The sequence below is a fragment of the Vibrio sp. 2134-1 genome (genome assembly GCF_033339495.1).
Genome location: NZ_JAWOUS010000731.1, coordinates 1 through 577 on the forward strand (window position 1 = coordinate 1; position 577 = coordinate 577).

General features: G+C 45.8%; 1 protein-coding gene. It reads right to left on the bottom strand.

Annotated elements, in window-relative coordinates; translation table 11 throughout:
* A partial coding sequence (locus tag R7R78_RS28230; protein ID WP_225474864.1) for a DUF3418 domain-containing protein occupies nucleotides 1-577 on the bottom strand: 577 nt, incomplete at both ends.

The window sequence follows — 577 nt, forward strand, 5'->3', positions numbered from 1 at the left end:
ACTCACCATCCCTTTCGGAATCTTATTCAGCAACTCTTTGTAATCCTTGATGACAGATTCCACTTTAAGCATGTGCAAACGGTCTTTGTTCGGATCGATCGGCAATTTCTCCATGCGGCGCTCAATTGCACGCATGTAGCGAAGAATATCAGGCAGACGTTTCCAGCCACATTCCGTTGCAAAGCCTTTAAAAATCAAGCTTTCGATTTGCGCTTTGATGTCCGACAACGCAAACGCCATGGCGAAATCAATCTTGCCTTTCAGCTTTTTGTTGATGTTGAAAGCCGTCGTCAGAATGGTTTCTACCTGTTTGGCAATTTCTACCACGGTATCACCCAGTTCAGCGCGAACGTGTTCTTTCAACGCTTCAAACTTCTCAGGCTCCCAAACCAAACCGCCCTGCTCTTCAATAAGCTTATCGACACCACAGGCAATACAGTCATCAATCAGATCAAGCACTTTACCGTAAGGGTTAAAGTACAGACCCAGCTTCGATTTGTTCGGCAAGTTTGCGTGCAAATATTTAATTGGCGACGGTACGTTCAACAAAATTAAGCGGCGCTGACCAGCGCGCATT